Origin of the sequence: Flavobacterium sp. Arc3 (genome assembly GCF_041431375.1) — a bacterium.
Taxonomy (GTDB): domain Bacteria; phylum Bacteroidota; class Bacteroidia; order Flavobacteriales; family Flavobacteriaceae; genus Flavobacterium.
Genome location: NZ_JASMRI010000025.1, coordinates 14928 through 28348, shown reverse-complemented (window position 1 = coordinate 28348; position 13421 = coordinate 14928). Strand labels below are relative to the sequence as shown.

Annotated in this window: 15 protein-coding genes; 9 read left to right on the top strand and 6 right to left on the bottom strand. The window is 33.4% G+C overall.

Annotated features, from left to right (window positions below; translation table 11 throughout):
• Positions 1 to 6: 6 nt before the first annotated feature.
• From QO200_RS15970 to QO200_RS15955, 4 genes are all read right to left on the bottom strand, one after another.
• Complete coding sequence (locus tag QO200_RS15970) at positions 7 to 3381, bottom strand: TonB-dependent receptor (protein WP_371542019.1); 3375 nt, start codon at positions 3379 to 3381, stop codon at positions 7 to 9.
• A 97-nt stretch (positions 3382 to 3478) separates the two neighbouring features.
• A complete protein-coding gene (locus QO200_RS15965; protein WP_371542017.1) occupies positions 3479 to 4456 on the bottom strand; it encodes a FecR family protein in 978 nt (325 codons plus the stop codon).
• A 68-nt stretch (positions 4457 to 4524) separates the two neighbouring features.
• The gene (locus QO200_RS15960; protein WP_371542014.1) at positions 4525 to 5103 is read right to left on the bottom strand and encodes an RNA polymerase sigma-70 factor; all 579 of its coding nucleotides are present in this window, start codon (positions 5101 to 5103) and stop codon (positions 4525 to 4527) included.
• Positions 5104 to 5269: 166 nt separating this feature from the next.
• Positions 5270 to 5770 (bottom strand): DUF456 domain-containing protein, encoded by a 501-nt coding sequence (locus QO200_RS15955; protein ID WP_371542011.1) that lies wholly within the window; start codon positions 5768 to 5770, stop codon positions 5270 to 5272.
• Between the two features lie 459 nt (positions 5771 to 6229).
• Here QO200_RS15955 and QO200_RS15950 point away from each other — a divergent pair, with 459 nt between their 5' ends.
• Positions 6230 to 6706 carry a hypothetical protein gene (locus QO200_RS15950; RefSeq protein WP_371542008.1) on the top strand — a complete coding sequence of 159 codons (477 nt, stop codon included), beginning with the start codon at positions 6230 to 6232 and terminating at the stop codon, positions 6704 to 6706.
• Between the two features lie 98 nt (positions 6707 to 6804).
• Here QO200_RS15950 and QO200_RS15945 read toward each other — a convergent pair whose 3' ends face one another.
• Both QO200_RS15945 and QO200_RS15940 read right to left on the bottom strand, forming a co-directional pair.
• Positions 6805 to 7902, bottom strand: a complete 1098-nt coding sequence (locus QO200_RS15945; protein ID WP_371542005.1) for a glycosyltransferase — start codon at positions 7900 to 7902, stop codon at positions 6805 to 6807.
• A gap of 15 nt (positions 7903 to 7917) precedes the next feature.
• Entirely contained in the window at positions 7918 to 8871 is a 954-nt protein-coding gene (locus QO200_RS15940) for a hypothetical protein (protein ID WP_371542002.1), read from the bottom strand.
• Between the two features lie 56 nt (positions 8872 to 8927).
• Here QO200_RS15940 and ruvC point away from each other — a divergent pair, with 56 nt between their 5' ends.
• The 8 genes from ruvC (at position 8928) to QO200_RS15900 (ending at position 13420) form a co-directional block, all read left to right on the top strand.
• Positions 8928 to 9482: a crossover junction endodeoxyribonuclease RuvC gene (gene ruvC / locus QO200_RS15935; protein WP_371542000.1), complete on the top strand. Its 555-nt coding sequence runs from the start codon at positions 8928 to 8930 to the stop codon at positions 9480 to 9482.
• A 99-nt stretch (positions 9483 to 9581) separates the two neighbouring features.
• Entirely contained in the window at positions 9582 to 10730 is a 1149-nt protein-coding gene (gene hemW, locus QO200_RS15930) for a radical SAM family heme chaperone HemW (protein WP_371541998.1), read from the top strand.
• Positions 10685 to 10816 carry a hypothetical protein gene (locus QO200_RS15925; protein ID WP_371542057.1) on the top strand — a complete coding sequence of 44 codons (132 nt, stop codon included), beginning with the start codon at positions 10685 to 10687 and terminating at the stop codon, positions 10814 to 10816. The genes hemW and QO200_RS15925 overlap by 46 nt, the downstream gene beginning before the upstream one ends.
• Before the next feature lie 13 nt (positions 10817 to 10829).
• Positions 10830 to 11114, top strand: a complete 285-nt coding sequence (locus tag QO200_RS15920) for a GIY-YIG nuclease family protein (protein ID WP_371541996.1) — start codon at positions 10830 to 10832, stop codon at positions 11112 to 11114.
• A gap of 40 nt (positions 11115 to 11154) precedes the next feature.
• Complete coding sequence (locus tag QO200_RS15915) at positions 11155 to 11931, top strand: cyclase family protein (RefSeq protein ID WP_371541993.1); 777 nt, start codon at positions 11155 to 11157, stop codon at positions 11929 to 11931.
• 44 nt (positions 11932 to 11975) lie between these two features.
• On the top strand, positions 11976 to 12341 hold the full coding sequence (locus QO200_RS15910; RefSeq protein WP_371541990.1) for an MmcQ/YjbR family DNA-binding protein: 366 nt from the start codon (positions 11976 to 11978) through the stop codon (positions 12339 to 12341).
• Positions 12342 to 12460: 119 nt separating this feature from the next.
• On the top strand, positions 12461 to 12874 hold the full coding sequence (locus QO200_RS15905) for a response regulator (protein WP_371541987.1): 414 nt from the start codon (positions 12461 to 12463) through the stop codon (positions 12872 to 12874).
• Between the two features lie 3 nt (positions 12875 to 12877).
• On the top strand, positions 12878 to 13420 hold the full coding sequence (locus QO200_RS15900; RefSeq protein WP_371541984.1) for a heme NO-binding domain-containing protein: 543 nt from the start codon (positions 12878 to 12880) through the stop codon (positions 13418 to 13420).
• The last annotated feature ends 1 nt before the right edge of the window (position 13421 follow it).

Genomic DNA, 13421 nt, shown 5'->3' with positions numbered 1-13421 from the left:
TTGGTTTTAGAATGAAAAATCAACTCCCATTAAAAATTGTTTTGAAATAGGTATTCTTAGGTTCGCGGTTCCGTTAATTCCAACTTCAGGGTCGATTTCTAAGTCTTTGTCTTTTACCCAAGTCAGTACATTAGTTCCTTTTATGTAAAAACGAACGTTACTAACATTTAATTTATCCGTCAAAGTAGTTGGAAGTTGGTAAGCAAGAGTAATGTCTCTAAGTCTTACATAGGTTCCGTCATAAAGGAAACGAGTAGAATGTTGATTTGCTAATCCAGATTGTGTATTTCCCCAAACCATTTTTGGAACGTCAGTAACATCTCCAGGTTGTTGCCATCTGTTTTCATATATATGACGTGTTAGATTTCCACGGTCATTTAATTTGGCACTACCATCACTACTTACATATCTACCCCAAGTATCATATACTTTGTTTCCTTCGTTTAAGAAAAGCATAAAGGATAGACTTACGTTTTTGTAGCTAAAAGTATTGGTAAAACCAGAATAGAATTTAGGCAAAGCACTACCTTGTTGGTAAGGATCAGCTTTGCTATAATCACTAGTTGTTTCTGTTTGAGATTCATTGGTATACCAAAGAGCATTTCCGTTTTGTGGATCTGCACCTGCATAACCAGGCATGTAGAACATGTAGAAATCACTACCTACTTCACGTATGTAGTTGTCTTCAATTATAGGTTCGTTGTTTTGTAATTTTACTATTTTGTTAGTATTGGTAGTGATATTAAAATCAGATTTCCATGAAAAACCATCAGGATTGTCAAATATAGCAGCAGATAAAGCAAATTCGATTCCGCTGTTTTTCATTTCTCCTACATTGTCTAAATAGCTTGTAATTCCGTTAGTTGCTGAGATAGGGACTTTAAATAATAGATCAGTGGTTGTTCTAGTGTAGTACTCAAAAGTTCCTGTTAATCTATCAAATAATCCAAAATCCACCCCAACATTGAAAGGCTTATTTTTTTCCCAAGTTAATGATGGATTGGATTGTTGACTATACGAATATCCTGGGCTACCATTGTAATCGTCTCCAGTACTATATAAACCTCTGGAAGCAAAATCACCAATTTCCTGGTTTCCATTGATACCATAACTTGATCTAAGTTTCAATTTGTTTATAAAAGTTATGTCTTCCATAAAATTTTCTTTGTCAATATTCCAACCTGCTCCTATCGAACCAAAATTAGCATACCTCACATCAGAACCAAAACGGGAGGAACCATCTCTTCGTCCAGTTACATTTAAAAAGTATTTATTCAGTAATCCGTAATTGATATTAAAGAATAACGAAGAAAGTGATGACGCTGTTTTTGCGCTTGACGCATCTTTATAAACAGAGGCATTGTCTAAGGAAGTTAGTCCGGGAGCACCATAGTTACTAGCATAAGCATATACAGAACTACTAGTGATTTTTTGAGCTTCTTGACCAAATAAAAATTTAAGGTTATTCGATTCGTTTAGGTCTAGATTGTATTTTAACAAATTAGTTACGTTCCAGTTTAGCACAATGTTATCAGATGCTCTTCCACGTCCGCCGTCATTTCTACCTTCTCCAAAATAAGGATTGTCATATTGAAACTCATCGGCTAAATTGAAATCAACATTTCCTTTTGTTTCAAAAGATAAGTCTTTATTGAACTCATAGTTTAATCCCAGATTTCCTAAAATCCCGTATAATTTAGATTTTCTAATGTTTTCTTTTTCTATTCCTACAGGGTTATACGTCAAAAGAATACTGGTGTTATAAGTGCCATCAGCATTATAAACTGGCTGCCAAGGCACTTCTCTTGCCATTGCTCTTACAGGGTTATTTGCATTCCCAGCTTCGTCAATAGTGTTTAGTACCTGATTGCTTGCAGCAACACCAAAGTTCATCGATAGTTTATCAGTCGCTTGGTGGTTGATATTTACTTTAGCATTAAATTTTTTATAATCAACACCTAAAATTACTGCTTGTTGATCATAAATTCCTAAAGAAGAATAAAAAGTAGTTTTGTCACTACCACCACTGGCGCTTAGTCCATATTGTCTGTATTCTCCTGTTCTACCTATAACATCTTGCCAGTTTGTATTTACACTTTCATCTACTTGGTCGTAAATGTATTTTTGAGCTGCTTCAGGGCTATTTCCAATGTTGATGCGGCTTTCAATCATTAACTCTAAATGTTCTGGAGTCGTTAGAAGTTTGTTTCTGTCAGAAAGAATCATTTCACTTACACCATATTGGGTATTGAAATTAAATTTAGTTTTCCCAGATTTCCCTCTTTTGGTTGTAATAAGAACTACTCCATTTGCTCCTCTTGAACCGTAAATAGAAGTAGCCGAAGCATCTTTTAAAACGGTAATCGTTTCGATGTCTTTAGAATTTATACCAGCAATTGTATTAGAACTCGTTGCTATTGTAGAAATATTTCCTGAAACCACAGGAATACCATCCACAACATACAATGGATCTGAGTTAGCATTTATAGAACCAACTCCTCTAATACGAATACTTTGAGCAGAACCAGGTTGCCCACTGGCAGAAGACATTTGTACTCCCGCTACATTTCCTTGTAAACTTTCTTGAAAAGAAGCTACAGGTGTTTCTTGAATTTTTGAAACATCAACATTTACTGCTGCTCCTGTAAAAGAACTTTTAGTTTGCTTGTCATAAGCCACAACAATTACCTCGTTTAAGGCGCTAATGTCAGCGATCATAGTAATCTTGAAATTGGTGTTTTGTTTAGTAACTTTTCTTGTTTCGGTTTTTAGACCCATGTAGCTTATTTCTACGATGTCATCATAGTTTGCTTTTAGGTTAAATTTACCATCAAGATCAGTTAGTGTTCCTGATGTAGTATTTTTGATACTTACATTTATTCCCACAAGAGGAATACCTCCTTCATCAACTACGGTCCCTTTTATATCTACTTTTTCTTGATCAAAATAGCTGATTTCTACTGTTTTGTCTTCTGCTAAAATCAGGTTTTTTCTCTGTAGTTCCGTATTGTCTTTAAAAAGGACGACTTTGTTATTCATCAATTTATATGAAATGCCAGTGCCTTTCAATGCTGTGTCTAATACATTATTAATTTTATTAGAAGAAGCTTTGATGGTGATAAGTGTATTTTCATCTACTAATTTGTTATTGTAGAAAAAAGTAAATTCCGACTGGTCTTCAATTTTCGAAATTACCTCTTTCAAAGTTGTTTTATCATAGTCAATAGCAATTTTTTGACCATAAGTAGGCAAGCTTGAAGCTGAGATTTTAAAAATCGTAAGGGCGACTAATACAGAATATATTTTCATTATTCTAATAAATTTATCTAAAGAAGACGAAGTGCTTCTAGTAGAATTCTTTTTAATTCGGTTTTTTTTCATAATTTTAACATTGGTTTTTGGTTAGTATTTTGTTTTCAAACGGTATTCAGCTATAAAGCCTTTTAAATGAGGAGAGTGTTGGCGCACTCTCTTTTTTTTATTTTGATTTAATCACAATTGTATTAGTGTTTTTAGAGTAGGTACAATTTAAATTAGAGGAAACTTCTAATACTTTCATGATGTCCTCAATAGAGTTAGTTTTGTCAATTTTTCCTGAAAAGGAGTAGCCTTTAAAATTATTTGAGGCAATAATTACTTTAACATCAAACCAGCGCTCGATGTTTAAGGCAAACTCATCTAATGGTGTTTTGTCAAAAATTAATCTTCCTGATTTCCATGATGTAATATTTTCAGTAGCTACTTCAGTAATGGATAATTCTTTTTCTTTTTTAGAAAAGGTAGCTTTCTGTTTTGGACTTAATGTGAATAGCGCTTTGTCTTCTTTTTGATCGTATAATTCTACTTTTCCAGTGACAAGTGTTGTTTCTACATTTTTTTCAGAAGAATACGACTTAACATTAAAAGTTGTTCCCAGTACTTTTATTTTGATTCCAGAAACTGTTTCTACGATAAAAGGCTTGTCTTTGTTTTTTACAACATCAAAGAAAGCTTCGCCATATAACTTCAATCTTCTTTCTTCAGAGTTGTATTCATGATCAAGAATAATTTTACTATCGGCATTTAACCAGACTACAGTTCCATCTTTAAGAGTAACTGTTTTTTGTTCTTTAACAGAGGAAGTAAAGGCAATTTCTTCCTTATTAGTAGTGCTATTTTGATTGTTGAAATAAAGATAAGTGGAGAGTAGTAGCGGCAGAATAATTACGGACGCTACTTTTAATAAAAAGAGTAAAGGTTTCTTAGCTGCTTTCTTTTTTTCTAGAAATTCATTATATTTTCTTGTTGCAAGTGTACTTTCAGTATTGGAGTCTAAGGTGTCAATTACATGCTTAGCCTTTATTTTACTAAATAAAGCTTGATTGTTTTGAGATGCATTTATCCAAGAAATTACTGCACTGTTAAATTCAGTATCTCCTTTTTTCTCAATAAACTTTATTAAATCGGCCTCTTTCATGGGGGTGTTTTTATACTAAGACGATTAAGTCGTAAAGTACCCCTACGCAAATTTGATTTTTTTCTAAATTAAAAAAAAAGTGCAGTATATTCTTTCAGTTCTACTCGTAGAAACTTTAAGGCTTTTGTAATTTGGTTTTCAACTGTTTTTGTAGAAATGTCTAATTCCTCTGCGATTTCCTTGTGATTCATACCTTGAAACCTGCTTTTAATAAATATGCGTTTGCAGGCGGGAGGAAGTTTGTCTACAGACGAATTTATTTTTTCTAAAAGTTCATTTTCAATGTAGAGATTACTGGGCGTATCCATCAAAGCTAAGTGATTGATTTCTTTTCTTTCAATATCACAATGCTGGCTATAGTTTGCTTTTACTTTTTGATGTTTAAAATAATCCAAACAGGAATTTTTAACCATTTTAAATAAATAGGAATGTAAATTGACTTCGACAGCTAATTTTTCGCGCTTTTTCCAAAGCTTAAAAAAAACATTTTGTACGATTTCCTGTGACTCCTCTTCATTTTCAATATAGCTATTGGCAAAATGAGATAATTTTTGAAAATATAAATGGTACAGCGTTTCAAAAGCCGAGTTTTGGCCTTGCTTCAATTGGTGAATAAAAAAAGAGGTATTTATAATATCTTTATTCAACTGCTATATTTTATAGTGAATGATTACTATTTCTTTATAATATCTTATAGAAAAGTTAAAAGCCAAAGTTATTTATAAATTTTAAAACGGAGTCATTAAATGTTAAAGAAATAAAATTTGTTTTCACTTTTGTTTTTCCAATGTGTAAATTTTGGGTGATAATGGCTTAAAATAAGCCTTCTTTATAATGCCAAACCAGACTAATGTATAGGCCTAAAAACAACAGGCAAATTAAAAACTGCATAAATGTAGATGCTAAAAAACCAATGATTGATCCAGTGGCGGCTCTCAAAGCACGTTTTTGATTTTTAGAATCATAAATTAGCTCACCTATAAAAGCGCCTAAAAATGGGCCTATTAAGAATCCAAATGGGATGGGCGCAATAATGCCCAGAACTAATCCGATATTTGTTCCCCAAATTCCATATTTACTCCCCCCAAAGTGCTTAGTTCCCTTAGCAGGAATGATATAGTCTAAATATGATATCACTATTGTAATCAATAAAGTAATACCAAGAATCCAATAGTTAGCGGGAACAGCATTGGTAAAATACAGTAAAATAAGTCCGAGCCAACTAATTCCAGGACCAGGCAAAACAGGAAGTACGCTGCCTAGAATTCCAGTAATCATGCAACAAAAGCCAAGGATTAAGAGGAAAGTATCCATAAAATTTTATTTTTGTATTTTTGAAAAAATAAATACAACAGGGATTCATCAAATGAATGTGAGAAATTTAGTTTCATTCTTTTTTCTATTGTTTTTTTAAATTCGGCTTTCGCCCAAGACAAGGGTGATGCTCATTTGAAAGAAAAAATATATAACGAGAACAAAGCAAAAGTATTGAATTTTTCGATGAAAGATTTTGATCGCCTTTTTTTTGAGTTTTCTAATAAATAAGCAACGACAAATTTAATACTAACAAAAGAAGAGTTTTATAGATACACGATTCAAATTGCTGTTTTTTCAGATCGATTAGGAGTCTTGTATCCAGAACAAAAAGAAATGGCTGAAGCAAGTAAGAAGAAATGGTTTGCTGAAAGCTATGAAGATTATTTGCTTTCGAAACAATCTCAAAGATAATAATTGTATTTTTATAAAATATTACTCCAATCCAAATATAACACATTGAAGCACTATTACTTTTTTTTAGTATTCTTACTTTTTAATTCCTGTCAATACTTCGAAAAGCAAGTGCCTTCGGAAAAGGAATTATTGCAAAAAGAACTGAAAACAATCAATTGGAAAGAAGTAGATGAATATCCTTCGTTTGTCGATTGTGATAAATTAGATAATAAAACTGAACGTCAACGATGTTTTTTTGAGTATTTAACGGAACTAATACAGCAAAAATTGAGCAGCGATACACTATCGATTTTGTATCCTGAATTAGACACTATTGAAGTTAAGGTGACTATTTTTCCTAATGCAAAAATGAAATTTGAACCGCAATTTCCTAAGGATTCTGTTGCGTATAACGCCATTAAAATCGATAGTATTCTAAATGCCAGATTGGTAAATTTCCCTAAAGTAAATCCAGCCATAAAACGTGGAATTCCTGTAAAAACACAATTTATACTTCCGGTAATCCTTAAAGTTGAGTGATTTTCTGAAGCCATTTCCTGCTATACATTACAATCTTTTATGCTGAACAACAGCATAATAGGATTTCCATTTCTATCAGGGCTAGGCATAATCGTAAACTAGAACTTTCGTCCTTTCCATTCGTATTTGCCAATCAGCGAATAAAATGCCACGCAAACACTAAAAAGAGGATAGAATAGGCTGCTTAAAATGAGGTGGTGGTTTTTTTGTCTAAGAAAAGTATTGGTTTTAATTATCAAAATAGCATCTACTGCAAACTTGAATAGGGATAAAATGATAATAAATTCAATTGGTATCAGCCCAAATAGGCAGAACCCGACAGCCAAAATCCAACATAAATTTCCCATTAAAACAACAACGCCCAATAATTTCCCGAAACTACTTTGATAAGAAGTCGTTTTGGAAGCCCAACGCACCCTTTGATAAAACAAGGATCTCCAGTCATTCAATGGTTTTGTAGTAACTATGTTGTTTTTCGATTTTAAATAGCGGACTTGCTCAGGGAATCTTGCAATTGCTTTCTGTAATAAAAAGACATCATCACCACTGGCGATTTTATCGTTGCCATCAAAGCCATTTAACTGCTGAAATAGGGTTTTGGTATAGGCCAAGTTGGCGCCATTACACATAAATCCTTTTCCTATTCCAAAACTACCGATGGTTGCTCCTTGCAAGCTTGCCAAGTCCAGTTGCTGGAATTGATGTATAAACGAATTACTGCAGCCGTAGGTTACCGCTCCGGCAATCATACTAACTTTATGATTCTGAATATAATTATCCAATGTTAATAACCAATTAGGATTGACTACACAATCAGCATCTGTAGTAATAACCCAATCCGTATTTACAACATTCATCGCAGATACAATCGCATCTTTCTTTGGCGAATTTGAAACACGAAGATTTGGTAGTACAGTAACTTTAAACTTTAAACCTGAAACTTCAAAACAATCTGTCGAATCGTCATCAACCAGAATCACTTCAAATAAGTCTGTTGGGTAATTCAATTGGGACAAACTTGCTAAAAGAATTGGTAGATTCTCAGCTTCATTTCGAAAAGGGACGATAATTGTAAATTTGGTTTTGGGTTCCAAATCTATCGCGTCAAAAGTTTTGATTTTTGTAAACCCATAGATTAAACCCGCAATAGCGATGACGTAAATTAATAGTGCTAAAAATAAAATAATTGTAATCATAATTATTTTATTAGTTTATACCTCCTTCTCCTTTGGAGAGGATTTAAAAATCAGTACATAATAACTTCCTATAACTACTGGTAGCACAACATTTAAAAACCACATTAGTGTTGATACAAAAATAACGATCCATTCGTTTACGCCTAAAATACTGAATAAAAATATAGCGACACTTCCTTTTACGGCAAAGTCCAAAAACTGAAAAGTGGGCAAGGAGGATGCTAGAAAGTAAACACTAGTCACGGCTGACATCAGTATTAAGTATGGCAAATCGACATCAAAAGCGAGAAACAAAAAATAGTATTGATGCGAAAAAACGATATAACGACAAATTCCTAAAAGGATGTTTTTTTGATGAATACGTTTAGGGACTTCATTGATTTTGTGAATCAATTTTTCGATTGTATATCCTTTGATTGCGATTTTCTTTAACGAAAATAATAGGATAGCAGTGAAGACTAATATAGCAAAAAGGATAATGACCATTTTGGTAGTGATGACATTGTATTTAGCATTAAAATACAATAAACCAAATATCCCAATGATTACGGTTAGCACCATTTGGATTCCGTTGCAAATCAGGTTTAAGAAAATGACCTGTTTGGTTTCGCTCTTTTCATAATACAATGCTTTTCCGGCATATTCGCCTACTCCGTTTGGAGTAAAAATTCCTGCGGTTAGTGCGGCCAAAACTTGTTTTGTGGCCTCAGAGACAGAAATAGGTTTGATGTAGGAAGCTAGGTTTTGCCATTTTAAAATTTCAAAATAGCGATTCAAAACACTCAATAATAAGATGAAACTTATTCCCACGACCGACTGGTTCTTTTTGAATTTTGCCGTAAACTGAACCCAATCGAGTTTGTCATTATTTGCCAGCTGATTGTAGATAAAATAAAATGCGCCAGCCACAATCAAAACTTTGATTATAAGAACAAGGAATTGTTTAGTTTTGTGAGGAATTGAAATCATGAGTGCAAAGAAAAGGAAAACTTTAAACTTGAAACCTTAAACTTGAAACAAAACTTTTGGCAAACGAACGCATCATATTAGGAATTGACCCAGGAACCACGATAATGGGTTTTGGTTTGATACGTGTTATCAATAAAAAAATGGAATTTATTCAATTGAACGAATTGCAGTTGAATAAAATGGATGACCATTATATGAAACTGAAACGAATTTATGAACGTACCATTGAATTGATTGATACCCATCACCCAGACGAAATTGCGATCGAAGCACCTTTCTTTGGAAAAAACGTACAATCAATGTTGAAATTGGGTCGTGCTCAAGGAGTTGCTATGGCTGCAGGACTTTCGAGAGATATTCCCATTACTGAATATGAACCCAAGAAAATAAAAATGGCGATTACTGGAAACGGAAATGCCAGCAAAGAACAGGTTGCTAAAATGCTACAGCAATTATTGGGACTAAAAGAACTACCTAAAAATCTGGATAGCACAGATGGACTAGCAGCTGCGGTTTGTCACTTTTTCAATTCTGGAAAAGTAGTTGGGGCGAAAAGCTATACCGGCTGGGATGCTTTTGTAAAACAAAATGAATCGCGTGTGAAGAAATAGTGTTCAGTGTTCAATAAATTTCGAACAATTAAGAAAACTGACTACTAATTGCTTACTCCAAACTGATTAATAAAATTACTGACCACCGAATACTACTAAATGAGCGGCATCTACATACACATACCATTCTGCAAGCAAGCTTGTCATTATTGCGACTTTCATTTTTCAACTTCAATGAAAAAGAAAGAGGAGATGGTTTTGGCTTTGGCCAAAGAAATTAAAATGCGCAAAAGTGAATCTGGACTTCTCGACTCCGCTCGAAGTGACATAGAAATTGAGACGATTTATTTTGGAGGAGGAACGCCCAGTGTATTGACTTCTGAAGAGATTGATTTTTTGATTGCGGCAGTTTATGAGAATTATAGCGTTGCAGAAAACCCAGAAATCACACTCGAAGCAAATCCGGATGATTTATCGAGTGAACGGATTTTGGAATTGTCGAAAAGTAAAATCAACAGATTAAGCATAGGGATACAGTCTTTTTTTGAAGATGATTTACGAATGATGAATAGGGCGCACAATTCAGAGGAAGCGCAAAAATGTTTGCAAGAAGCGACTCGTTATTTTGATAATATTTCGATTGATTTGATTTATGGAGTTCCTGGAATGAGTAATGAAAAATGGAAACAGAATATCGAAAAGGCATTGTCTTTCGGGATTCCGCATATTTCCAGTTATGCTTTGACGGTGGAGCCTAAAACAGCTTTGAAGAAATTAATTGATACCGGAAAAATAGCAGAGCCAAATGACGAAGTAGCACAAGAACATTTTATTATCTTGGTAGATACGCTTGAAGCGAATGGTTTTATCCATTACGAGCTATCCAATTTTGGTAAGGACAACTATTTTTCCAAGAACAATTCGGGGTACTGGCTAGGAAAAAAATACATCGGAATAGGACCTTCGGCACACAGTTACGATGGGGTTTCTCGTTCTTGGAATATTGCTAACAATCCGTTATATATAAAATCCATCGATGCAGATAAACTGCCTAATGAGATTGAAATTCTTTCGGTTTCTGATCGCTATAATGAATATATTATGACAGGATTGCGCACGATTTGGGGAGTTTCTTTGGAGAGAATTGAATCGGAATTTGGTAAAACCTATTTGGATTATTTAATGAAACAAGCACAGAAATACTTGAATGACGATTTACTTTCGATAGAAAATGCTATTTTAAAACCTACTAAAAAAGGAAAATTTTTGACAGATGGTATAGCGTCGGATTTATTTATCCTGAACTAGTTTCAGGATCTAATGAACTAGTTTCAGGATCTAGTGAACTAGTTTCAGGATCTAATGAACTAGTTTCAGGAAAGAGTTTTTTTTAAATTATATATATAGATGGAAAAAGGGTTTACATATATCTTGACTAATAAGAACCATACTGTTTTATATGTTGGCGCAACTAAAAATTTAAAAAAGAGAATTGATCATCTAGTAAACGGCACGGGCGCGTTGTTTACGAAAAAGTACAATGCAACTATTCTGATTTATTTTGAAGAATTTTTAGAGTTCTCAAATGCCTTTGAAAGAGAAAAACAATTGAAGAATTGGCACAAAGATTGGAAATGGAACTTAGCAAAATTGTCAAATCCTGAATTAAAAGATTTATATTTGATGTTATAAAGGTATCTCGAGATGAGATACTGAAATAAATTCAGCATAAATGAAAACTACAATTCAACATAATAATATTACATTTCAAGTCGATTTATCAAAACCTATTGATATTTCGATTCCATTATCTAATACAAATGCAAACCCAATAGCTTGGTATATTGATAAACCAGTAATTGAACCCGTTAAGTTTGATGAATGGGTAGGGAAAGTTTCATCAGGAATGTCTTCTACTAATTTCAATAACATTCAATTCAACCCGCACGGTCACGGAACGCATACGGAATGCTTGGGTCATATTACCCATGATTTTTATAGTGTGAACCAAGCCCTAAAACAGTTTTTCTTTATTGCCGAATTAGTTTCGGTGGAATTAGAAGACCAAGAACATGACTTTGTAATTACGAAGGCGGCGATAGAGAATGCTTTAAATGGCAAAAAACCGGAAGCAATTGTCATTAGAACCTTGCCCAATGATGCCGACAAAGTTTCTAGGAAATATTCTCATACTGATCCACCGTTCCTAGCGGAAGAAGCTGCGCTATTTCTTCGCGAAAGCGGAATAAAGCATTTGCTGATTGACTTACCAAGTGTAGATAAGGAAAAAGATGAAGGAAAGCTGTTGGCTCACAAAGCCTTTTGGAATGTGACGGACGTTAAAAACTTGAATGAAGATGCCAGATTAGATTGTACGATTACCGAAATGATTTTTGTTGCTGATAATGTAAAAGACGGAAGCTATCTGTTGAATTTACAAATAGCGTCTTTTGAGAATGATGCCAGTCCAAGTAAGCCAGTTTTGTACTCTGTTTTAGAGGTTAAATAATTAATTTATAATTCAACATTTATAATTTATAATTATTTTTAAAGATGAATTTAGAAAGCTTTTATGAATATTGCCTTTCCAAAAAAGGGGTGACGGAGCATTTTCCATTTGATGAAGATACTTTGGTATTTAAAGTGGGGGGGAAAATGTTTGCCTTATCTTCGTTAAGTCAATGGGAGAAGGGTGGTCCTGCAGTTAATTTGAAATGCGATCCAGAACGCGCACAGGAATTGCGTGCGCAATATGATGACATAAAGCCAGGTTGGCATATGAGTAAAACGCATTGGAATACGGTAGCCATAAATAAAGAGGTTCCGGATACTTTAGTGAAAGAATTGATTGACCATTCTTATGAATTGGTCTACAAAAGTTTAACTAAGAAAATACAAGAAGAAATCCTGAAAAATTAATACCATTCGTCGACACTTTAATGCTATTCGTGGATAGTATTATTATGATTACCGAAATTTAAATTTTTAACGTTAGAATCATATTATTTTTAAAATGGAAAAATTTTATATAAAAACAAATGGCTAGATCACTGAATATATTATTAATTGAAGATGATGCAATTGAAGTTATGAAATTCAATAGGGTTTTAAGTTCGATGGATTTAAAACACAAAATTATTGAAGCAAATAATGGTGAAGAAGCATTAACTATATTAAAGGTTAAAGAAATCATACCTGATATCATAATATTGGATTTAAATATGCCGAAAATCAATGGAATTGAGTTTTTAGGGATATTAAAAGAAGATGATTATTTAAAATATATTCCATCAGTAATTTTAACAACATCTAATAATCGTGTTGATGTTATGGAATGCTACAGAATAGGTATTGCGGGTTATTTGTTGAAACCTCTTAAGTACGATGACTATGTAGATCGTATAAAAAAATTAATAGAATATTGGAGCTGTAACGAATTAATATCCCAATAAGAAATGTACGGAATTGTAAATAAAGCAATAGAAGAGTTAGTTACGGCTAATTTTGGTGAGGAAAAATGGGAGGCTATTAGACTTAGAAGCGGAATAGATATTGATTTTTTTATAAGCAGTGAAGCGTATGATGACGATATCACTTTTAAGTTGGCAATAGCTGTTTCTGAAGAAATGGGAATGACATTAAGTGCCGTATTGATAGCATTTGGTGAATGGTGGGTCTTGAAAACAACCAAAGAAAAATATGGTGGTTTAATGGAAGCTGGCGGAAACGATTTGAGAGAATTTTTAATAAACTTACCACTGTTTCATAATCGTGTAATGCTAATTTACCCTAAATTAACTCCTCCCGAATTTAAAGTCAGTGATATCACTGAAAACAGTATCAATTTACATTATTTGTCAAAAAGGGAAGGACTTCAGGATTTTGTTAGAGGTTTGATTCAAGGATTAGGAATAATGTATAATACCCCTGTGGCTATTAATTTAATCCAAACTCGAGATGAGGGTAGCTCGCATGAAGTTTTTAATATAATCTGGTAAA